The organism is Paenibacillus crassostreae (assembly GCF_001857945.1).
Lineage (GTDB): Bacteria > Bacillota > Bacilli > Paenibacillales > Paenibacillaceae > Paenibacillus_AQ > Paenibacillus_AQ crassostreae.
This window is the reverse complement of record NZ_CP017770.1, coordinates 4,580,933-4,603,329: the sequence shown is the minus strand read 5'-3', so window position 1 is coordinate 4,603,329 and position 22,397 is coordinate 4,580,933. Positions and strand designations below refer to the sequence as shown.

The 22,397-nt window shown below is 39.1% G+C and carries 23 protein-coding genes; 5 read left to right on the top strand and 18 right to left on the bottom strand.

Features of this window, described 5'->3' with window-relative positions; all coding sequences use genetic code 11:
• Positions 1-28 precede the first annotated feature (28 nt).
• The gene (locus LPB68_RS21315) at positions 29-976 is read right to left on the bottom strand and encodes an ABC transporter permease (protein ID WP_082865581.1); all 948 of its coding nucleotides are present in this window, start codon (positions 974-976) and stop codon (positions 29-31) included.
• 30 nt (positions 977-1,006) lie between these two features.
• A complete protein-coding gene (locus LPB68_RS21310) occupies positions 1,007-2,590 on the bottom strand; it encodes an ABC transporter substrate-binding protein (RefSeq protein WP_068655219.1) in 1,584 nt (527 codons plus the stop codon).
• 246 nt (positions 2,591-2,836) lie between these two features.
• Between LPB68_RS21310 and LPB68_RS21305 the strand changes: the two genes are divergently transcribed.
• Positions 2,837-3,739, top strand: coding sequence for a LysR family transcriptional regulator (locus LPB68_RS21305; RefSeq protein ID WP_068655220.1), 903 nt, complete (start codon positions 2,837-2,839; stop codon positions 3,737-3,739).
• 369 nt (positions 3,740-4,108) lie between these two features.
• Entirely contained in the window at positions 4,109-4,483 is a 375-nt protein-coding gene (locus LPB68_RS21300) for an IS110 family transposase (RefSeq protein WP_068655221.1), read from the top strand.
• A 472-nt stretch (positions 4,484-4,955) separates the two neighbouring features.
• Here LPB68_RS21300 and LPB68_RS23525 read toward each other — a convergent pair whose 3' ends face one another.
• Positions 4,956-5,270: a GNAT family N-acetyltransferase gene (locus LPB68_RS23525; RefSeq protein WP_232510153.1), complete on the bottom strand. Its 315-nt coding sequence runs from the start codon at positions 5,268-5,270 to the stop codon at positions 4,956-4,958.
• A 488-nt stretch (positions 5,271-5,758) separates the two neighbouring features.
• On the opposite strand from LPB68_RS23525, the gene LPB68_RS21290 reads away from it, so the two are divergent.
• Positions 5,759-6,610: a tyrosine-type recombinase/integrase gene (locus tag LPB68_RS21290; protein WP_068655222.1), complete on the top strand. Its 852-nt coding sequence runs from the start codon at positions 5,759-5,761 to the stop codon at positions 6,608-6,610.
• Positions 6,603-7,745, top strand: a complete 1,143-nt coding sequence (locus tag LPB68_RS21285; protein WP_068655223.1) for an IS91 family transposase — start codon at positions 6,603-6,605, stop codon at positions 7,743-7,745. The genes LPB68_RS21290 and LPB68_RS21285 overlap by 8 nt, the downstream gene beginning before the upstream one ends.
• 365 nt (positions 7,746-8,110) lie before the next feature.
• Here the strand turns inward: LPB68_RS21285 and LPB68_RS21280 are convergent, their stop codons facing one another.
• The 10 genes from LPB68_RS21280 to LPB68_RS21235 all read right to left on the bottom strand — a co-directional run bounded on the left by LPB68_RS21280 (position 8,111) and on the right by LPB68_RS21235 (position 17,795).
• A complete protein-coding gene (locus tag LPB68_RS21280) occupies positions 8,111-8,578 on the bottom strand; it encodes a hypothetical protein (protein ID WP_068655224.1) in 468 nt (155 codons plus the stop codon).
• A 220-nt stretch (positions 8,579-8,798) separates the two neighbouring features.
• Positions 8,799-9,845 carry a phosphotransferase enzyme family protein gene (locus tag LPB68_RS21275; protein ID WP_068655225.1) on the bottom strand — a complete coding sequence of 349 codons (1,047 nt, stop codon included), beginning with the start codon at positions 9,843-9,845 and terminating at the stop codon, positions 8,799-8,801.
• Between the two features lie 236 nt (positions 9,846-10,081).
• Complete coding sequence (locus tag LPB68_RS21270; protein WP_068655226.1) at positions 10,082-10,438, bottom strand: NIPSNAP family protein; 357 nt, start codon at positions 10,436-10,438, stop codon at positions 10,082-10,084.
• Positions 10,439-10,679: 241 nt separating this feature from the next.
• Positions 10,680-11,276, bottom strand: a complete 597-nt coding sequence (locus LPB68_RS21265) for a hypothetical protein (RefSeq protein ID WP_068655228.1) — start codon at positions 11,274-11,276, stop codon at positions 10,680-10,682.
• 410 nt (positions 11,277-11,686) lie between these two features.
• On the bottom strand, positions 11,687-11,920 hold the full coding sequence (locus tag LPB68_RS21260) for a hypothetical protein (RefSeq protein ID WP_068655230.1): 234 nt from the start codon (positions 11,918-11,920) through the stop codon (positions 11,687-11,689).
• A 44-nt stretch (positions 11,921-11,964) separates the two neighbouring features.
• Complete coding sequence (locus LPB68_RS21255; protein ID WP_068655232.1) at positions 11,965-13,371, bottom strand: protoporphyrinogen oxidase; 1,407 nt, start codon at positions 13,369-13,371, stop codon at positions 11,965-11,967.
• Between the two features lie 225 nt (positions 13,372-13,596).
• The gene (locus tag LPB68_RS21250) at positions 13,597-14,355 is read right to left on the bottom strand and encodes an SDR family oxidoreductase (protein WP_068655234.1); all 759 of its coding nucleotides are present in this window, start codon (positions 14,353-14,355) and stop codon (positions 13,597-13,599) included.
• A gap of 141 nt (positions 14,356-14,496) precedes the next feature.
• Positions 14,497-15,390, bottom strand: coding sequence for a phosphogluconate dehydrogenase (NAD(+)-dependent, decarboxylating) (gene gnd / locus LPB68_RS21245; protein WP_068655236.1), 894 nt, complete (start codon positions 15,388-15,390; stop codon positions 14,497-14,499).
• 43 nt (positions 15,391-15,433) lie between these two features.
• A complete protein-coding gene (gene zwf / locus LPB68_RS21240; protein WP_068655239.1) occupies positions 15,434-16,948 on the bottom strand; it encodes a glucose-6-phosphate dehydrogenase in 1,515 nt (504 codons plus the stop codon).
• Between the two features lie 301 nt (positions 16,949-17,249).
• Complete coding sequence (locus LPB68_RS21235) at positions 17,250-17,795, bottom strand: superoxide dismutase family protein (RefSeq protein ID WP_068655240.1); 546 nt, start codon at positions 17,793-17,795, stop codon at positions 17,250-17,252.
• A 263-nt stretch (positions 17,796-18,058) separates the two neighbouring features.
• Here LPB68_RS21235 and LPB68_RS23200 point away from each other — a divergent pair, with 263 nt between their 5' ends.
• Positions 18,059-18,232, top strand: coding sequence for a hypothetical protein (locus tag LPB68_RS23200; RefSeq protein WP_198402110.1), 174 nt, complete (start codon positions 18,059-18,061; stop codon positions 18,230-18,232).
• Between the two features lie 112 nt (positions 18,233-18,344).
• Here the strand turns inward: LPB68_RS23200 and LPB68_RS21230 are convergent, their stop codons facing one another.
• The 5 genes from LPB68_RS21230 to LPB68_RS21210 all read right to left on the bottom strand — a co-directional run bounded on the left by LPB68_RS21230 (position 18,345) and on the right by LPB68_RS21210 (position 22,375).
• Entirely contained in the window at positions 18,345-18,869 is a 525-nt protein-coding gene (locus LPB68_RS21230) for a nitroreductase family protein (protein ID WP_332455164.1), read from the bottom strand.
• A 2-nt stretch (positions 18,870-18,871) separates the two neighbouring features.
• On the bottom strand, positions 18,872-19,954 hold the full coding sequence (locus tag LPB68_RS21225; RefSeq protein WP_068655244.1) for an AI-2E family transporter: 1,083 nt from the start codon (positions 19,952-19,954) through the stop codon (positions 18,872-18,874).
• A 108-nt stretch (positions 19,955-20,062) separates the two neighbouring features.
• On the bottom strand, positions 20,063-20,902 hold the full coding sequence (locus LPB68_RS21220; RefSeq protein ID WP_068655246.1) for a DegV family protein: 840 nt from the start codon (positions 20,900-20,902) through the stop codon (positions 20,063-20,065).
• 132 nt (positions 20,903-21,034) lie between these two features.
• Entirely contained in the window at positions 21,035-22,108 is a 1,074-nt protein-coding gene (locus tag LPB68_RS21215) for an LLM class flavin-dependent oxidoreductase (protein WP_068655248.1), read from the bottom strand.
• A gap of 15 nt (positions 22,109-22,123) precedes the next feature.
• On the bottom strand, positions 22,124-22,375 hold the full coding sequence (locus LPB68_RS21210; protein WP_068655250.1) for a hypothetical protein: 252 nt from the start codon (positions 22,373-22,375) through the stop codon (positions 22,124-22,126).
• Positions 22,376-22,397 lie beyond the last annotated feature (22 nt).

Here is a 22,397-nt window from a genome sequence, read left to right as displayed (position 1 = left end):
CCTTCATGGATTCAATAACAATAATCTCTTAAAACTGAACACGAGGATCGATTTTTTTATACACGATATCTGTTAAAAAATTGACTACTATAAATATAAAGGCGTAGAACAATATTAAAGTTTGAACGAGCGGATAATCTCTGCTGTATATTCCGTTTACCAATAAGGTTCCTATTCCCGGAATGGAGAAGATAAACTCCACAATAACGGTTCCATTCAACAAATTACCAAAGCTAATACCCAATACTGTTACAATTGGTAATGCTGCATTCTTCAGAGCATGACGGAAGACCACCAATATCTCAGACATTCCCAATGAACGTGCGGTACGAATATAATCCTCATTTAATACTTCCAATACCGCAGTTCTGGTCATTCTCGTAAGAATAGCCAACTGGGTGATCGTCAGAACAATTACAGGAATCGCTATTCGTTTCATAAGCATTACCGGATCTTCAAAAGTAACGGCTCCACTTGCCGGGAAAATCCCGAGGGACAGCGATAATATCAACAAAAGCAGCAAGGATGTCCAAAATGCCGGCATTAGATCCACCACCATGGCGGCCCAAGTGATGATATTATCCAATGTTTTTTTGCCTTTATGAGCCATATAGGCCGCTAGTGTTCCTAGAGGGATAGAGATGGCTATCGCGAGCACGATTGTAATAAGGGCAATAGTCATCGTTATCGGTACTGATTTCATTAACATCTCCATCAACGGCAGATTGGTAATCAGTGTATTGCCGAAGTCCAATCTGAGCAGAGAACCCAGATAGCTGAAATATTGGGAGTAGAGGGGCTCATTGAGCCCCATCTGTTCTCGTAATCTTTCCAGCGCTTCTCCCGAAAGATTATCTCCGGCCATAGCCGCCGTCGCATCACCAGGAAGGAGCCGCAAAGCGAAGAATACAAGCGTAACCACCCCGAACAGGGTAACCGTTAATTGCAAGAATCTTTTCATCATGTATCCAAACACTGCACATCCCCTCCTTCTTATATTCGCTCCTTAATTCATGTCTACATCATAAAAGTTAACTTGACTAAGTTTGTTAATGTGGATTCCGGTAACATTCTGTTTACTAGGCCAGTAATAATTAATTCCGAACATCGGATAGTAGGGCAGATCCTCCATCGCGATGATTTGCACTTCTTCATATAGCTTTTGACGTTTTTCTTGGTCTAACTCTACCTTTGCAGCCTCTAATTTCTCCGTCAATTCCGGATTGCTGTAGGAAGAACTATTCAACCCGGCAGGAGCAATATTATCCGGATGCAGATAGCTGAACAATAACATGTCCGGATTTAAGGCAGGAATAGCCCGGATACTTATATCAAATTCTCCTACTAACCGGCGCTGATTATAAGTCGCTGCATCCACAACCTCAAAATCCATATTAATGCCTACCGCCTTAAGATATTCCTGAACCAGCTGATACTCCTCATTTACCGCTCCAATTAATAAGGTCAGGTTAATTCCGTCTGCGTATCCGGCTTCAGCAAGCAGCGCTTTTGCCTTCTCTGGGTCATATTTATATTGCGGAACCTTGTCTGTGAAGATATCCATCCAGTCCGGAACAATATTATAGGCTGGAGAGGTCTCATTCTTCGGTGCAAGTGCCGCTGAAATGGAAGGGTAATCCAGCGCATACGCCACCGCATGGCGAACACGAACATCAGACAGATATTGATTTTTATAATTCAGCATCATAATGTAGGTCATTGTGTTCATCGATGAGTTCATCTTGAATCCCGCTTTTTCGAGAATAGCTAATTCTTCCTCGCGGTTGCTTCTCATAATCACATCAATCTCCCCATTTTGCAGGGCAATTGTAGCGTTGGATTCATTTTTGATAATGGGGAAAGTAATTCTTTTGATCGGTGCAGGTCCCTTATAATAATCTTCATGTCTGGCCAGCACGATTTCAGAGTTGACATCAATTTTCTCCACATAATAAGGACCTGTGCCTATTGGGTTGAATTTAACCTGATCACCACCGGCTTCGATCGCTTCTTGTTTCACGATCTGCCCTTGATGATAGTTCGCTACGACATGCAGGAAGTTACCATTGGGCTTACTTAGCTCGATAACTACTGTATAGTCATCTGGCGTTTCTATCTTGACTACATCCGCAAATTCAGCGGAATACGTGGAGGCAGTTGCCGGATCCATAATCCGGTTATAGCTGTATTGGACATCTGCCGCCGTGAACTCACCATATCCTGATTGCCACTGCACACCTTTTCTGAGGTGAAACGTCCAGATCTTATTGTCCGAAGTCTCCCAGGATTCCGCTAGATCCGGAACAAGCTCACCCGTTTCTCCATCATAGGTAGTTAATCCACCGAACACATTGAAAGCAATGTTCTCATTCTCAACTCGGAAAATGGTTGCTGGATCAAACCCGGCTGGATTATCATAAAACCTCACGACTAATTCTTTATCCCCGCCAGTAGGTTCTCCAGTTGCAGAAGCTTTTGCATTTCCTGCCGTATTCGTTCCCTTATTAGCTGTTGTAGTACTCCCACACGCTGAAATCACCATCATACTTATAACAACCAGTATTGCCCATCCCATTCTTACGTTTCTCATCGTATCCCCCCAATAGTCATAAATGATAGTCCAGTACGGAAATACTAATGTTATGTTTATTTACATAACGTGTTTCATTTGTTCTTAAAGGTTATGATACGTTATGTTTTCCACCCCGTAAATCATCACAAATGAATAACAGCATTAATTATTTGAATGAAAACGTATTCATTTATTGTTTTTTTGAATGAAAGTGGTATACTTATGATATATTAACTGACATATAGATAAGGGGGATTATCAGCTATGAACCTAGAACAGATCAACACTTTTCTCCAGGTGTATCAATTACAAAGCTTTAAGGAAGCCTCTTATCAGATGTATTTGCCTCAGCCGACGATCTCCCAACGTATCATCCAGTTGGAGAAAGAGCTTGGAAAAACACTTCTAATACGAAGCAAGAGGAATATAACACTTACCGAAGAGGGGAGAGCTTTTTTGCCCTACGCCCAATACATACAAGGCGCTCTGCTGGAAGGAAAAGAAGCGGTCAACAAAGTGGAACAAGGCAAAACGGGGAAACTTTCCATTGGATGCAACACGCCTTTAACGAGTTCTGTATTGCCCTACATTTTGGATACTTTTAGCGAAAAGTACCCCAAGGTTTCTATCGATATCGACACCTCTTCCACGCCCTTACTCGTTCGTCTAATCAGACAAAGAGAAATCCAACTGGCGATCACTCCCCATACCAATGGGGATTCCGGACTCATCTATCAGGATGTATTCAGTGAACCTTATTGTTTAATCGTCTCCCCAACGCATCCCTTTGCCAAGAAAGGTAAGGTTTCATTAGAAGAAATTTCGCATGAGCCTCTCATTATCTATCGAAAGAACACACTATATAGAGACATGATTGACATCATCATGGTTCAGGAAAACCTATTCTATAAAGCAAAGTTTGAAACCAATAATCTACAACTAATCAAACACCTGATCAAAAAAAATGCAGGCATTCATATATCAGGAAAAATACATATGAGAGATGAGATTATCAATAAAGAGCTGGTAGCTGTTAGCATTGATCCAAACCCTTTTGCACTCAGCCACATCTATGTTGCCCGTTTGATCAAGAAGGTTAACAATTTGGAAGAGGAGTTTATGAAATATTTCGAGACCACACTAAAAGAGACATTTCTTAGTTACTGATTTCACTCAAAAACTGGCGCTAGCGACTGGGTCATAAGGACTTAGCCTCGCAGGGTTGTGAGCTGATTTTACTTCTCTGCATATCACATCTTGCGAACCAAGGGCGTAGTCCGCAGCGTAGATATAATGTTGGTATTCTCAGTTCATACCCGACTGGCTCGGGGATGAACTTTTTCTTTATACTGGAGGAAATACTGGGCTGAAAATCGCATACTTTGTTGGGACATAAATCCCGTCGGATAAAGTGTTTTACGCCCGCGCCTTTTGTTCATACCCCGATTCAGCTGCTTGGGCCTTGGAGCCCGTATCACCGTGCCAACCTGTGGAGGAGATCAAAAGTGCTGGCCCCAGTAACATTAAGGAGGTTATATGATTATACCTGTTCTAAGTATCGATGTTGCTAAAGGTAAGAGTGTTGCTGCTGCTTTTCTTTCTTACCATGACTGTATGTACAAACCATTCTCTCATACCCATGACGACCTCAATCATCTCCTATCGATCTTGGAGCAGATAAAGCAAGCCACAGGTCAGAAACCCACCGTTGTTTTAGAAGCTACCGGCAATTATTCCAAACCTCTCGTTTCTTTCTTTTCTTCGTATGGTTATTCTGTCATTGTTCTGAATCCATTACTTACTCATCAGCTGAAGCAAAAGGCCGTGCGGAAGGTCAAGACCGATCCTATCGACGCATACGTATCACCCATGTCTTTTACTTACAATCTCCTGAACCTCAAGTTGAGTTAAGCGATCCTGTTCAGCAGCTTCGTGTTATTTGTCGACAATATCAGCATTGGACAGGCCTATACGGCGAGGCTCAGCTTCATTTTCGCGCCGTTCTTGTCTCCTTTTCCCGGGTTATGACAAGGCGTTTCACAAAGTCTGTAACCCTACTTCTCTTGAATTATTATCTCGCTATCCATCTCCCAAAGAACTCTTAGATGCAGATCATGTGGAGATCATTACGGTGCTCCTTTCCAATCGTAAAGGTCGGGCTTGGAATGATTCTAAACTACAACAGCTGTTGACCATTGCTAACAATAGTCTTCCAGATCTTCATGCCATTCAGGCCCAGAAGATAACAACTAACAGCTTTTGCAGGGCTAGACTCAGCTGTTCACGAATCGGAAACCTTCAAATCCAACTATTCAAATATTTTTATTGATTAGCTGATTTAGTCGAAGTACCCGGCTTCTTTGAGACTGATAAAAGTTCTTCTTCATCTATCAATGGAATACAATGCTACATTCTTGTTTCTAAAAATTACATCTTTTTCATGTTTCATTCCATTCTTTATGGCAACATGAATTGATGTTTTATTTGCGTGTTGTATTATTGAAATTAATCGTCTTTTCCCTATCGTATTAATACCATAATCGCGCCATCTAATTGCTGATTCGGTTGCATACCCTTGTCCCCAAAAGTTCTGAGAAATCCAGTAACCTACCTCAGTTTCTGATTTCCCTTCGACATTCTGATATACCAATCCAGCATGACCTACTGGTGTTCGATCTTCCTTGCGAATTGCCAACATATCCTATGCCTTCTTCATTGTCATACCGACTGATAAAGTGTTCTAAACGTTGTTTAGTCTCTTCAATATTCCAGGTTTGTCCAGAACCTATATATTTCATTACTTCAAGATTTGAAGTCATTGTCATTAAAAAATCCAAATCACCCATGACATATTTTCGAAAAACAAGTCTTTCTGTTTCAATCATAAAATCACTCCATTATATGAGCTTTTATATTGTTGATCTTTCGGGTATTCCGACTAACGTTTGTGTATTCGCGACGTCCATTCCCCTTAGATAGCTCTTATCTTAGGGGAATGGATGTATCTGCCTGAATTCTCTTCCTCGAAAATACTTCTGGCAGATCAAGGGCCGTATGGTGGTCCGCAGCGAGAATACAATGTTGAACTAAACCGCTACGCGGTAGCTTTTTAAAGCCTACAATCCTTACTGCCATTTTACCACGCCTTCCTTTATTATCTAGTAAAAAAAGGAAGGTGTGTTATCTATGCAAGATTGGATTCAATCCATGACAATTTCAATGGAGTTACGTGGATTTGCCAAAAGCACTCAAAGAATGTATTTAGCTCATATGAAACGTTTCTATTTATTTTGTGGTAAGCCTCCTGCATCCGTTGGGTATGATGAAGTTCGAGCTTTTCTTCATCATGCCATTAAAACGAAGAAACTCAGTTCTGCCTACGTGAATTCTGCTTATGGCGCCATCAAGTTTTTTTACCAATCTGTGCTTTTTCGCGAATGGAATATGCTGCATATTCCGAGAGTGAAGAAGAAATCTTTTCTCCCCACCATACTGACGTTCCAAGAAGTTTGCCAGATCCTCGATGCTACCCGCAATCTTAAGCACAAAACCATTCTTACCACCATTTACTCGGCAGGTCTTCGCGTGAGCGAAGTGGCTCATCTGCAATTGACAGACATTCACAGTCCAGACATGCGCCTTTTGGTTCGTCAAGCCAAAGGGGGTAAGGATCGTTACTCCATTTTATCCGACCATAATCTTCTGCTTCTTCGTCAATACTGGAAGGCTTACCGCCCCTCCCCTTGGCTTTTTCCAGGTGTCCCGGATACGAAGCCCATTTCAGTGCGGAGTATTCAGTCTATTTTTAAGAATTCATTGCATGCTTCTGGGATAACTAAAAATGTATCGGTGCACACCTTGCGTCATTGCTTTGCAACCCACCTATTAAATGGCGGTGCTAGTATTCTGCAAATCAAAGAACTTCTTGGGCATGCAGATATTCAAACCACTTCTATGTATCTTCATCTTACCCACGCCCAAGTTCTCGGGTTGAAAAGCCCTCTAGATCTTCCTTTTGGAGGTGATGATCTTGGTTGAGTTACAGCAAATTTTTTCGAGCTTCGCTGACGCTTTTCTCGGTACCCATCCCGTTCATAGTGAAGGCATCAAGGCCATTCAGTCTATCCAATCTTGTAGAACTGCAGCCTTGGGTGGGCATGTCGACCAATGTCATTCTTGCGAAGATCTGAAGGTGTCCTACAACTCCTGCCGCAATCGTAATTGTCCCAAATGTGGTAATTTGAAAAAAGAGCAATGGGTTTTAGATCGAACATCTGAGCTCTTGCCTGTTCCTTATTTCCACACTGTTTTTACTGTTCCTCACACGTTGAATCCTTTATTTCTAGCTAACCCTAAGCTCATGCACACCATTCTTTTTAAAGCTGCCTCTGAGACACTTTCCAAATTAGCTTTGGACCCTAAGTTTCTTGGTGCACAAATCGGAGTGACTATGGTCTTGCATACATGGGGTCAAAATTTGTCTTTTCATCCTCATGTCCACTGCATTGTAACCGGGGGTGGTCTTTCGCCTTCTGGCTGTACGTTTATGCGCTCAAAAAAAAAGTTCTTTATTCCCGTGAGAATCCTCTCTAGGGTGTTTCGAGGTAAATTTCTTTGTTTTTTGAAAAAGGCTTATGCGGATCAGACGCTGAGATTTACTGGATCCTCACTGCCCTACGCTGAAGAGTCATCATTTTTCACTTTACTCGATTCACTCTATGAACCGGATTGGGTCGTCTACTGTAAGAAACCGTTTAAAAGTTCCTTTCACGTCGTCAAATATTTAAGTCGCTATACGCACAGGACCGCGATTTACAATAATCGGATCCAAGCCATGGATGATCGGACAGTCACTTTTCATTATCGGGATTACAAAGATGACGGGAAAGTGAAGCCACTGACACTGGATGCGATGGAGTTTATGCGGAGATTCATGATGCATGTGCTACCTTCTGGTTTTCAGAAGATTAGATATTATAGCTTTCTCAGCAACGCCAATCGAAAAACCACACTGCTGACCTGCTTGCGCCTGACTCGTACGCCGATTAAACCTAAAGTAAAGTTGACGGCGAAGGATCATATCTTGAAATTAACAGGTGTGGATATTTCACGTTGTCCCTCTTGTGGAGGGGTTTGGTGTCAGATCCTAACACTGACTCCGGGCGGTGGATAGACACTTTATAATTGCATACTTCTTGTTACGATGCCTGATCTGGGGAGGGGGGAGGTGTGTTTTCATGCGACAAGATATCCCATTGACCCTAGAATTTTGGGAAGCCGATCCTCTCATTTCGTGCAACATCGGTATTGGAAGTAAATAACAAATCCCATAGGCGATAAGCTAGCAAATATTCGCGGCATCGTTCAACATGGATTTGCGCAATTGCCGCGGAGCTTTTCTGCTCATATGATATCTTTATTGAATGCCTTCATACTGTGTTTATGAAGGTTTTTTTTCGGGCAACTGCGCAACCAATCCAGAGTGTTATGTGATGTCTCGGACATCTTTGAGTACCCAAAAATTGTCTTTATTAGCTTTCATTTATTTAAAATGGTCTTAAAGACCTTTAGTATATATGGTTTTTCTTCCGATCCATCAGAATATCCTTCAATAGGTAACCCATTTAGAAAAGGCCATTCCAAGAATTCATTAATAATTTCCTCCATACTATCCAATATCTCTATTTCACATTGAAATGGTAAATGCTCATTAACATTAGAAATTAGATTAAATCTCAGTTGACTAGCCATCCAGTCAAACCAGAGATAAAATATCATTCCGTTCTTTTCACTTGAGTTTGTCACTTGTACTTGTCTATCCTGTATAACAGCACTAAAGAATTGGATAAAATCTTTTATACTTATTTCACACGCTAACTGCTGTTCTAAGGTTATACGCCACATATTATTGTTAATCTCTTCTTCTAATTCTCCCTTGGAAGTACCTATGAAGATTGGATCTGATATGATTTCTTCAAGATTCTTAAAATATTGATCTTTATCCATTAAACTCTCCTTGGCATGCAAAAATTGGGTTCAACTACGTTTTTCCGAGATTTCACATAACGTTGTTGCATTCACGAACCCTCACTACCTTAAGGGGCTTTAGCCCCGGCCGCGACGCGGTTAGGTAGTGCAGGGTTGTCCGCTGAATCTGCTTCTCCGAAATTCCTCTTGCGGACCGAGAGACAGGCGTAGCCTGGCTCGATACGTGAATGCTTTGTTATCAGATGTTGGGGCCTTCCTCGAGATTGCTTTCGAAGTCTACGGGTTCTATCACTTCAAATAAAAATGGTCTATCATTTATATATTCTTTAATATAAGCTAGAGCATATTTTTGTTCATTGATTAAACTTGGAATTTCTCTAGTATCAGAGGAGTGATGACAATAATTTTCAATCATAAACATAATGAAAAAGCATTCCAGGTCACGAATGTAATCCTTATTTAGTTTGACTACGCTCTCATATCCTTGAATAAGTAACCATCGATGTCTAGGATATAGTTCTAACAACGAAGCTGACATATCGTAAAGATAGTATCCGTAACCGCATCTTCCAAAATCAATAGGATTTGGAATTCCGTTGTTAAACACTACGTTTCCGGAATGCAAGTCCGCATGAATTAGTCCGTAGTTTCGGTTGTCTCGCTTCATACTATCAAATTGACGAATGATCTTATCTATAGCTTCTTGATATAGCTTCCATGACCCGTCCGATAGAAATCGTGGGTAATAACGTTCTAGTTTGGACACTTCTTTTCTAAAGCTATCACTCCCCCAATGAGGCCGAACAAAATCGGGTGGAATTTCAAAACTTGCGGACGCTTCATGAAGTTTACCCATCATTACACCCATGCTGTTTACATGATTATCAGTAAACTCGCCACTCGAATGCTCTCCCTCAACCCACTTCATTAATGAGACATATGGTTTCCGATATCCCTCATCAGTTTCACACTCAAAAATATAAGATCCACTACGACTTCTTATCCCTTCTGGCACTACCAAATCATTTATTTTCCCTAATTCATTCAGGAAAACAAGTTCAGACAAGATTTCTTCTTTGTTTACTCTTTCTGAATGAATACGAAGCAAATAACTTTCCTTCGTTACGGTTTCTATTTTGTATGTAATGGTATCTGACAATTGAATGAAACGAATACAATTCCAATCCAATTCATATTGTTGAATTGCCCATAGCGCAACGTTCCTTGCTCGCGCGAGTAAACTTTGTCTTGTTTCGTCTGTATCAAAGTGAAAAAAAGGCTTCAAAAAATTCACCTTCCCTATTTATAATTTTTGCCCCAATTTCTGATAACGTTTCGCATTCCTGACGTTCAAACAGCTTAAGTGACCATAGGGAACGGGTCGTCAGACTTAGCTGGTTGAATGTATCGCCTGAATTCACTTCTCTGATATCCCTCTTGGCGATCGAGGAGCGTTAGCGACGACGTAGGAATGTTCTGTTATCGGATGTTACCGACTTCATAGCAAAATCAAAAGGAAAATTAATTCAATATTGTTTTTTCTCTTGTTACTGTGCTTTTAACAAACTCCTGTTTAATATCTTCTTTAAGTACCTGTTTCAATCGTTCTCTACCAATTTGATCAAATCGTTTTTGCACCTTCATTACATGTTCTTTATCTGATTTTATCTGACTCTCTATTCTTTCGTAATCTTCATAACTGTCATATTCCCACATAGCGAATACCTCGGTATTTTTCTCATCCTTATCGATCAACCATCGTCCAATTAACCTAGCACCATACTTTAGCTGAGACGGTAATAATATTTCATTAAATAATTGATTAAACTCCTCAACGAAAGTTGATTCGACTATGTATGTTTTTCTTCTATAGATCATTTTTGTTTGTCCTTTCTTTTTTTAATTATTATTTTCGGTAATTTCCGATAACGTTTGGCATTCCTGACGTTCAAGCGGCTTAAGTGACCAAAGGGAACGGGTCGTCAGACTTAGCTGGTTGAATGTATCGCCTGAGTCAACTTCTCTGATCTCCCTCTTGGCGATCAAGGGCGAATGCCCGCAGTAGGAATGCAGTGTTAGACGATTCCATTGCCTTCCCCGATATACTAAATAATATCTATCAAGTTAACTTATTAAAATCTGTTATATCACCAAAGTCTAAATCCTCATATTCTTGCATATCCCAAAATTCACGTCCATTATCAAACAATAGGATAATATACTTGTGGTAGTTTTTATAAAATTCAGTTAAAGTAATCCGATTTCCACCCTTAACACGTCTATAATCAACATGAGCTACATTATTCCTAATATTTCGAAAGTCTGACCCGAAATTAACAGGACATGTATCTTCATAATAGCTTCTTGCATTTGCCCACTTAGGAGCATAATTATTATCTATAGCAGTTCGCCAATTTCGTAGAATTTTGTTAACTTCGTTGTTTACAAGTCCATCAATAATTTCAGGCTGTATGTTTCCAGTTTCTTTTCTAGCTCTAGTAACACATCCTTTAAAATACTCGTAAAGATGTTGAATAAACAAAGAATATGCATTATAGGTCATTAGATCTAGCTTCCTATCAGTTACTAATTTGTTGCTATATTTAATCTCTCTTAAACGAATAAGTTGATCAAAGGCTAATTGACATCTTGAAAGTTCATGAACTATTACTCTTACATGGTTTTGATCTATTTCATCTCCAATTTGGAACTTCATTATTTCCTCCTTTTTGCAATGGTTTCGTCTAACTCCCAATCTCCGCACTCGTTTATCCATCTGGATAGAGGAGTGCGTTTAGCACGACTGTTGGGTGTGATAGGCGAAGCTATTATTCAGAGTTCAGCTTTCTTCCTTCAAGTATACATTCGCTTCCATTATTCCAATTCCCTTCACTCGGTAGGAATCCACGCCGAATATCCTAACAAATATGTACACAGTCCCTCTCATGCCCTATAAAAAACCTTCAATGTTTATAACGCACTAATGCCCCGCGTCCAACACGCGGGGCATTACCATATTTATCATGAAAAGAGGTTACCTTTATACTAAAGGATGAACCTTAAAGTTAGATTATATTTAGATTAGATATAGATAAATATGTTGATATTCTACGCCCATATTGGAAGTCAGTCATTCGGCTTAGTCTCATCATTTTTAGCTATTTCTCGAACGATACGTGTAGGGCGCTCTACCCAATTCGTGCGGTCCATCCGCTGAACTTTGTTAAAAGGATCATTTTCTGTTCCATCATCATGATTCAGAGGAATCTTTTCTATAGATTGGGGTTGTACTTTATTGTTGCTACCTTTTGATGCTCCGCCATTATGCTTTCCTTTGTTCCATACTTTGTCTTTGCTCATTGTCATACTCCCTTTATTCAGTCAGTAGAAAACCATGATCCATATTATAGTTCACTAGGATTAGATTTGATTTTCTCCATAATCAACTCTGCTGTCTTTTCACCATTCGCAATACAATCTGGAATGCCTACACCATAATAGGAACATCCAGCCAGTATAACATTAGGGTAATTATTAGCCATCTTTTTCTCAAGAGATTCTACTACTTGATGATGGCGTATATGGTAATTAGGCATCACTTCATGCCATTTTGTTACATCATAGGTGATAGGTTGCCCTGTGATGCCTAGACTAGTCTCTACATCTTGCAGAGCTACCTTCAATAGCTCATCTTCAGAGAGTTGAATTAGCTTATCATAATGAGGTCCTGAACTTTTATAGAATAGTCTGACAAGCAGTCGCTGATCATCTGATGTATGTGCCCATTTGCGACTCGTCCATGTACAGGCATCACATTTCACATCATCACTATTAGCTGTAATGAATCCCGTTCCATCCGCAGGTAATTGCATATCTGGAATATCGAATCCTAGATACACACTGATGAGTGAACTGTTCAATAGTTGATTGAAATCTTCATTCAATTCCTCGTCTTGTAACAACGTTTGGGTGATGGTATGCATCGTGCCCAGAATAACAATATCTGCATCCAACGTTCTACCATTAGCAAGCGTTACGCTATAGTGCTCCCCATCTTTTTCAACTTTTTCCGCTTGAACACCTTTAATAATCTCTGTATCTACCAAATGCTGTTCCATCGAATCAATTAAGGTAGCAACTCCATCTTTAAATGATAGAAATTTACTATTACCATTTCCTTGGAATTTCGCCTTATTCGCAGATAATCCTTTAATAATACTTCCATATTCATTCTTATAATCAATAAGATAAGGTAGCGTCGATGCGATCGTGAGATCATCCAGTTTACCTGAATAAACACCGGAAAGGACAGGTGAAATTTGTTTATCAACTATTTCTTTGCCCAAGAATGCTTCTAGAAATTGACCAACAGAATCATCCCTCGTAAAAGTATCATTCGGGGTGTAGAAATCTTTCAGTGCTTCAACCTTACCTTCTGCAGAGATGAGTTCTGTCTTAGCCAGTGATTCTATACTCAATGGTATTCCAAAAACCGAATCCTTCGGAATTTGTTTCAGTTTACCTTCGGTATAGATATATGAAATCCCTGTCGCATTATATACAACTTCATCCTCTATCCCTAGTTCTTCTATTAAAGGAGCAACATTGCTCTTACGTGTGACGATGGAATCTGCACCTGACTCCATGGTAAATCCGCCATCATGTATCGTTCTTATCTTCCCCCCCAATAAATCACTGGCTTCAACCAATATAACATTAGCATGCAAGCTATTATTCTGTAACGATTTATGTAGATAATAAGCAGTAGATACCCCGGTTACTCCACCGCCAATAACAACGATTGTTCTCAATGTTATTACACCTGCTTTCAGTTTAAATCCTTCAACACATTAGTATATTATAACATAGTAATTTATCATTTATAACATACTTAACTCATGGTGAATTAGCGTAAAAGACATACCAATTTAATTCAAAGAAAACCTCTAAGTTCACTCCCACCTCAACTATTACATGAGGTGTTGTTTACGAGCTTACTCAGAGGGTAAATATGTTACTCCTTATAAAATAAAAGCTTAGTATGCGCTCCAACCTGCATCTGCGCTAACAACCTGTCCATTCACGAAACTTGAATCATCTGAAGCTAAGAATAATGCTACTTTTGCAATTTCCTCTGGCTTACCCATGCGTGGATTAATAGCCATCCCAAGCTGTTGACGTGAAGCACCAAACCCATTAATATTCGTCATCGAAGAAGCAATATTGGTCTCTACTCCACCCGGTGCAATGGCATTACAGCGAATTCCCTTTTCTGCGTACATGTAGGCCGTATTTTTCGTGAAACCAACAACAGCATGTTTAGAAGCCGTATATGCAGCACCTGCGCGAGCACCGAATAATCCACCAGCAGAAGCAATATTCACGATCACGCCGTTTCCTTTTTCTAAAAAGATAGGCATAACTTTACGCGTCGCCCGCATCACGCTCGTTGTGTTAATCGCGAATATTCGTTCCCAGTTATCATCTTTTATATCACCAGCAGGTTCAAAATTATCCATAATACCTGCATTATTCACCAAGATATCTACTGTTCCAAATGTGCTTACTGTTGTATCAATTAAATTCTGAATATCTTCCTCTACAGCAACGTTTGTCTTAATGGCTATAGCTGTCCCACCGTTCGCCTTAATTTCTTTGACAGTTACATGAGCACCATCAAGATTTACATCAGATACGACTACCTTCGCACCTTCCTCAGCGTAAAGTATAGCAATCGCCTTGCCCATACCTGATGCTGCTCCAGTTACCACAGCAATCTTATCTTTCATTTTCATTACATATCCTCCAATGTGCACGCCTATATGACTATCGTAATGTGTTGAATCAATGTTGCTTACATTAAAATCTACCTCTTTAGCCAAAACTATTCCCCAATTCAAAAAACTACACTATCCCGTGTGGAGCGATGGATATCTTTATTTCTTCTCAACCTCATGCCCACCAAACTCGTTACGAAGTGCGGCTACAACCTTACCCGTAAAAGTATCACTTTCTAACGAACGATAGCGCATTAACAGGGACATCGCGATGATCGGTGTAGCGGTTTGCAGATCAAAAGCCTCTTCAACCGTCCATCTTCCTTCACCTGAAGAATTCATAATACCTCGTATATCATCCAACTTCGAATCTTTTGAAAAAGCTTGTTCCATCAATTCAATTAACCAAGAGCGAATGACAGAGCCGTTATTCCATACGCGGGCCACTTTCTCATAGTCGAAATCGAAATCACTTTTTTCAAGAACTTCGAAACCCTCACCTATGGAAGCCATCATACCATATTCGATCCCGTTGTGAACCATTTTCAAATAATGTCCACTACCCGCTCTACCCGCATACAAGTAACCATTCTCAACAGAAGTATCCTTAAATATTGGCTCAACTAAATCCCATGTCTCAACATCTCCACCGATCATATAACAAGCTCCATGGCGAGCACCTTCCATACCACCCGATGTGCCTACATCCATAAAGCTAATACCTATTTCTTTCAATTGTTCATAACGGCGAATCGATTCCTTATAATGTGAATTCCCCGCTTCTATAACAATATCCCCTTGAGATAAAAGTGGTGAAAGTTCAGAAATAACAGAATCAACAACCTTATGCGGAACCATAATCCAGAGAATTCGCGGAGTTTCCATCGATTGAACAAGTTCCTGCAAGCTTGCAACGCGTTGTGCACCATATGCTTTCATTTCTTCCGTTGCTTGGGTATTTAAATCAAACGCAACAACATCATGTTTATGATCGATTAGATTTTTCCCCAAGTTTAATCCCATTTTGCCTAAACCAATTAACCCGACTTTCATTTAAATTCCTCCAATATTGTTGAATCCCTATCTAATTAACCAATTAACCGTTATATGAATATTCCTTATCAGAAGTCGTAGGATTCTGATTCACATCAAATGCATCTAAAGCCCAACGATGTCCGTCCACTTCTAATAATTGGTATGAACCCTTTGGTCCGTATGACCCTGCTTCGTATGTTTCTAGTGGTATAAGATTGTTGTCGATGGCATTTAATATAGGTTGAACCCATTTCCACGACAATTCCACTTCATCCCAATGAGCAAAAAATGTAGCATCACCACATAAAGCATCAAGGATTAACTTTTCATAGGCTTCAGGCATATTCTTTTCATTTGAGTAACAATTCATCCGTTCGGGTATTGATGCCACATGATTCTGTGGATTATTTGAATTGATTTGTATATAGACTTCTTCATTAGGGCTGATATCAATCACGAGAATCTTATTTGAATTGATTTTATTCTTCTTAGATTCTGTTAATGTTTCTTTGAATTCAATCACGATTCGGGTTGCTTTTTCCTTCAGTCTTTTACCTGTTCGGATATAGATAGGAACTTTGTTCCAGAAATAATCATCAATCCATAAACGTGCAGCCATGAATGTTTCAATTCTAGAGTTAGCAGAGACTCCTTGCTCGTCTGCATATCCAATGACAGGATTCCCATTTAATTCACCCGCGATATACTGCCCTAACACGACATTGTGAATGATATCTTCCTCTTGTAATGGTCGTAAAGATTCCATAATTGCTTTCTTGTTCGCGCGGACATCACCGGCAACACCTTTATTCGATACTTGTATAGCAATCATCATCAGAAGTTGAAGCATGTGGTTCTGAAACATATCTCGTAAAGCTCCAGCTTGATCATAATATCCTGCTCTTTCTTCTACACCAACCGTTTCATCCGCAATAATTTGAATGTTAGAAATTTGATGATTGTCCCATAATGTTTGCAGCATGGGATTCGATGATTCAATAACATCAAGATTCTGTACCATAGGTTTCCCTAAAAAATGATCTATACGGAAAATTTCCTCTTCTAGAAAAGCTTGACTGAGGTTTTCATTAAGTTCTTGAGCTGATAACAAGTCACGACCAAATGGTTTCTCAATAATTAGACGTTTCCACCCTTGCGTAGTACCTAACCCACTTTCCTTGATGTTCAAAACAATCACATCGAAGAATTCCGGGGAGACAGACAAGTAGAACATCCGATTTTCTACGATATTCAGTTCTTGTTCACGTTGATTAACGACTTCAAGTAGCTTATAGTAATCACCGATCTGATTAACATTTAATACACAGTATCGGAACACATTTAAGAAAGCTGTCATCGTATCCTGATGATCCGGCGTATTTCTTGAAAATGTATGGATAGATTGCTTTACACTATTTTGAAAAGCTTCATCGGTAAGTTCTCTTCTTCCCAATCCAATAACAGAGAATGATGGAGACAACTTTCCTTCTATAAACAAATTATATAATGCAGGGTATATTTTTCTTTTAGCTAAATCGCCTGTTGCACCAAATAAGATAAATGACATACTATCCATCCGTAATCCCCCAGTAATATTATCGTTGTATAAAAAAAACTGATATACACGATAAAATATTTTTATATTTAATTACTTTTTGTAAGTAACATTCTAACTTAGCCAATAATAAACCTATCGACAACATTAGTCAATAAGCAGAAAGGGCTGAACCGTCCTTTTTCAAGGAGTTTATCCGTCTGATGTTAGCGAAACTATGTATCACTTTAGGGTATTAAGTGAACCTTTTACTTTCTTATATTTTCAAAAAAAAACCTGAAGAAAATAACTTCTTCAGGGTCTTTTTGACTCTTCCATGATATTATTTGATGACCACACAAGCGATCCGATTACCAGAATTACCAGAAGGGTCAGTCATATAATCATCAGCTTTCTCATGGATAATGAGGGCTGTCCCCCCTTCTTTCAATAATGAATTAGCTACTCCCTTTTTCAAGGTAACTGCTTTGCTAGTCAAATCTGCGATCACAGTACCATCATTTTTCACGAGAATGTTCGGTAAATCTCCAGCATGGTAACCATCAGGGTTATTAAAACCATGCTGCTTTTGCTCTGGATTCAAATGTGCACCAGCCGATTTAAAATCAGGAGCTTCACACTTTCCTGTCTCATGGAAGTGAATTCCATGTTCACCTGGAGGAAGATTTTTCGCTTCCACATGAATCTGCACACCTTCCTGATTTTCAGTTAAAACAGCAGATCCAATCTCTTCCCCTTTGCTGTTAATCATCTTCGTTTTGACTTCCAACTCATCTGATTTTGCGAATGCTGCCGGGATTGCGAATGCAGCAACCAACATTACGAAACAAAGAACACCAATACTTACGAACATGCTATTTCTTTTCATTACGCTTATAGTCCTCCTATATTTGGAATTTGCTTCTTTGTTTATCCTAGCCTTTTTTTCGCTAAAAGAAACACGAGCAAGCAGAAACGGCTATACTTTCCTCTTTCAAGGACAGTATCCGTCTCTGCCGAAATATAAGAAATAGAGTAACAAGTGAAACATATACTTTCTTATATTTTCACAAAATATAGAAATCATGAATAATTTCTAATCCTTTATGCAAAACTACAGCATGTCGTTCTTATATCTAAGGGGGTGTTTACATGAATGAATCGAATAACAATCAACCATCGAAATCAGAAGTTCAAACAACGAAGCTAAACAAAGTACCTTTCCCAGGTGAATTTGATACTGAGTTTTCTGCTGATGAGGTGGCGGAAGTATTTGAACAGAATCCAGCTCAAAATCAACAAGCTAAGGATCAAACACCTGAATGATTTGATCTAAGCAGATGATTTTTATGAACTTTTGTAAGACAAACAAGGCAACTTTTCATTCAATTATGAATGGAAAGTCGCCTTGTTTATAGTTATAATTCGTTGTCCAACCCTAATACGTCTCTAAATGTAGCACTTCATCAATCGCAATCATATCTTTAGGAGCGGGTTCTACAGCCGGATATCCTAAGCCAATGATAACTACTACACGAAGGTGATCAGGTATACCTAACAAACCACGAACGTACCCCTCTCTCTTACTAGATTCCTCATAATCTTCCGAGTGATACACAGCACCCCAGGCAGCACCTAGATCAGATGATACAGCCGCTAGCCAGAGATATCCTCCTGCTATAGAAGCATCTTGTAACCAATATTTACTTACATCCGGACTTCCTGTTATCACGATAGCAGCCGTCGCTTCTTGAAGCCATTTCACATAGGGTGTAGTTGTACTCAATTGTGTAAGTATCGCTTTATTTGTAATTTGAATAAATTCTCTAGAAGGCAGATTATTTCCTGTAGGAGACATATAAAGAGCCTGTGAGAGCTTCTCCAATATATCCTTCGGTATCGGTGTGTCCTTAAATTTAGTAATTTCTCTCCGTATATTAATAGCTGAATATACATCCATCATCACTACAACTCCTCCCAGGAATTTTTAAAGTACATAATATATACTTTAGAAACTACAATTTTGATAACCATGTACAAAGGAATAATCGTGATAATCCCTACGATTCCTAACAAATCCCCACTTGCTAATACTAGAATAATGGTCGTCAGCGGATGAATATCTAACTGTTTCCCAAAAATATAGGGTGCGAGAATATTGTCTTGTATTTGTTGTGCGACAAGAATGACTATAAGTGACCAGATTGCAACAGAAGGCGATTCAACAAAACCAATAATGACAATCGGTATCGATGAGAGTATCGCTCCTACAAATGGAATGAAATTTAAGATCACCGCGATGACAGTTAACAATAGTGCATAAGGCAAACCAATAATGAGAAATCCGATATACATTAGAATACCTAGAAATACATTAACTAGTACACGCCCTACGATAAATCCACTTAATACGGTATCAATCTCACTTAATACCTCTATTCCAACATCCCGAAATCGCTTGGGTAAGAAACCAACGATCCTTTTACCAAATTTCTCGCCTTCTTTAAGCATATAAAAAAGAAAGAGTGGAAAGGTAAACAAAATAATTGCAAAATTAGAGAAGAAAGAAACTAAACCTGAAACATAATTAGTTAAGAATACGAAACCTTGATTAAGATATTCTGTTAATTGTGTTAGTGGACTCGCATCATCTGGTAGAACTCCTGCTAAGAAACCACTCTTTTCTAGTTCACCGAGTTGTTGACTTAATGAATTAAAAAGATTTGGTGCATTAGTAACTAGGTTTAGCAATTGATCAACAAGTGGTGGCCACAAACCGATAATAAATCCAACAACACAGATTAATGCGACTACGTAAATAATTAGAATTGCATACGTACGTGTAATTTTCTTACGTTCCATTAGATCCACTAAGGGGCGTAATAAGTAATAGAGAAATCCTGCGAGCAGAAAGGGAACAATGATAATCATATTAAATAATGCAAACACAGGTTGAAAAATGAAATCGACAAGAGATCCCAAATAAATAATAAGCAACAGTAAAATAACAGCAATACATAATCTGATAAACCTATTTGATATAGTCAATATGTTCCCTCCCTTTATTGCTTATTTATGAAAAAAGCCTTACAAATCCGTAAACTGTACAGATTCATCAAGGCTGACCATCATGATTCATTATTATATATAATTGCTCTAAAAGGCAACTCCTATGCCACCCTCACTTGCATATGTTCCCATGATCGGACCCATATTCGAGAATAATACTTCTTTGAATGGATGTTTTGCAAGAATTCTCTCTTTAATTTCAAGTGCCCTCTTCTCACAATTACTATGAACAATCGCCACTACAGCGTTCTCATAATCATGTTGTTTTTCATCTAGTTTTGCCAAAAGACTGTTAAGCGCCTTAGGAAATCCACGCGTCTTTTCAACTACTTCTACTTTGCCTTCTTCACTAATTTTAAGTAGCAACTTAATATTTAGCATTGAAGCTACAGTTCCAGAAAGGCGACTTAATCGTCCACCTTTAATAACATTCTCTAAGGTCTCCAATGTAAAGAATGCCTTTACTTCTCTTGCCTGATGTAGAACTTTCTCTTTCAATTCCACTAAGCTTCCACAAGTTTCCGACCATTTAGCAGCCATCCCAACAACAAGGGACAGTCCACCAGAAAAAGTCTTAGAATCTATGATTTCAATGACATTCTTATGACCCTCTTCTTCATACATTTCTTTAGCAATCATCGCTGCCTGAAAAGTACTGCTTATATTAGAAGACATGCTAATAACTAAGATATCCGTACCTTCTTCCACTTCTTTAAACTTTTCGAGGAAATCTTGCGGACTAGGACTAGCTGTGGTGGGCAACTCCTTTGACTCTCTCATTCTAGTATAAAAAGTTTCAGTATCCATATCTGCTGACATACTTTCATCCTGAAAATGAACAGATAAATGGACGATCGAAATATTATATTTCTTAATATAATCTAGTGGTAAGTCAGACCCGCTATCTGTAATGATCTTAATTGGCATATCTACTTATACTCTCCTTATGGGCTCAACTATGATTTCGTTACTTCAGTAATCATGATTACTAGTTCTAAATAACTATACACGATTTAACTCTATTATATCTGTGAAGTATACGTGAATCAATTTTGCTAATTATTGGCTTATTGCTCGCCGTACCCTAGGAGCAATTTCTGTTGCCAGGAATTCGATGTTTCTAGCAACTTGATCATAGGGTATACCACCAATATCAAGCTGTGCCATGAAACGTTGATGTCCGAATAACTCATATTGTTGCAATATTTTCTCAACTACTTGTTGTGGGCTTCCTACGAATAATGCTGTATCTGGGTTAGCCATTTGATCGAACTCTGCACGAGATATCTTAGTTAAGTCCTTGCCGAGCTGATGATCTACATATTTTCGATAATTCGAATAATAAGGGTAATATTCATCTTTAGCTTGCTGCGTAGTTGTTGATATGTAACAATGGCCTGTTACGCCCACCTTTAGTGTGTTCATATTATGACCCGCACGGATTCCTGCAGAACGATAAGCTTCTACTAACGGTTTAAAGCGGCTCGGATCTCCACCTAGAATAGCCATAGCCATACCTGTACCCAATCTCCCTGCTCGTTCTGCACTTTCAAGTGTACCCCCAACGCCTATCCACATGGGTATCTTCTCTTGAATAGGTCGTGGTGAAATATCCACATCATTTATGGGAGATCGATACTGACCCTGCCATGATAATTTGTCATTTAAGCTTAACTGTTGAAATAACTCATAATTCTCGTTGAATAATTCATCATAATCGTCTAGGTCATAACCAAAGAGGGGAAATGATTCCAAGAACGCTCCTCGCCCAGCAATAATTTCAGCTCGTCCATTTGAGAGTAAATCCAATGTTGCAAATTCCTCAAACAAACGGACAGGATCAATCGTGCTTAGGACCGTTGTAGCACTCGTTAGTTTAATTCTCTTCGTTATTTGGGCAATGGAAGATAAGACAACAGCGGTCGCCGAGACGGCATAATCCAGACGGTGATGCTCACCAATTCCGATAATATCCAATCCAGCTTCATCAGCTAACACTGACGCTTTCAATATCTCTTGAAGTCGTTGTTGGCTACTAATCGATTTTCCTGTATATGGATCGGGTGTGATATCCCCTAATGTATAAATTCCAATTTCAAACCCTTTATTGTTCGATGATGTAATCTCCTGCATGTCTTTTCCTCCTGATTATAATCCTTGCCACCAAGGAATCATTTCATAGACACTTAACCCATCATGCTCCCCGATCACTTTCAAATTATTCATTTCTTCTAATGTATATCTATTCACTTTTACACTTGATTCAACATAGTATGTCTTCTTTGAAAATGTAGATACATACACATAACATACATCATCACTTTGAGCATCTAATACTAATAATTCTGCTGGAACTCCAGTAATTGCGATAATGGCATGAAGGGCATTTTCTTCCGTCACGATCCTATTTCCCCTTTGTATT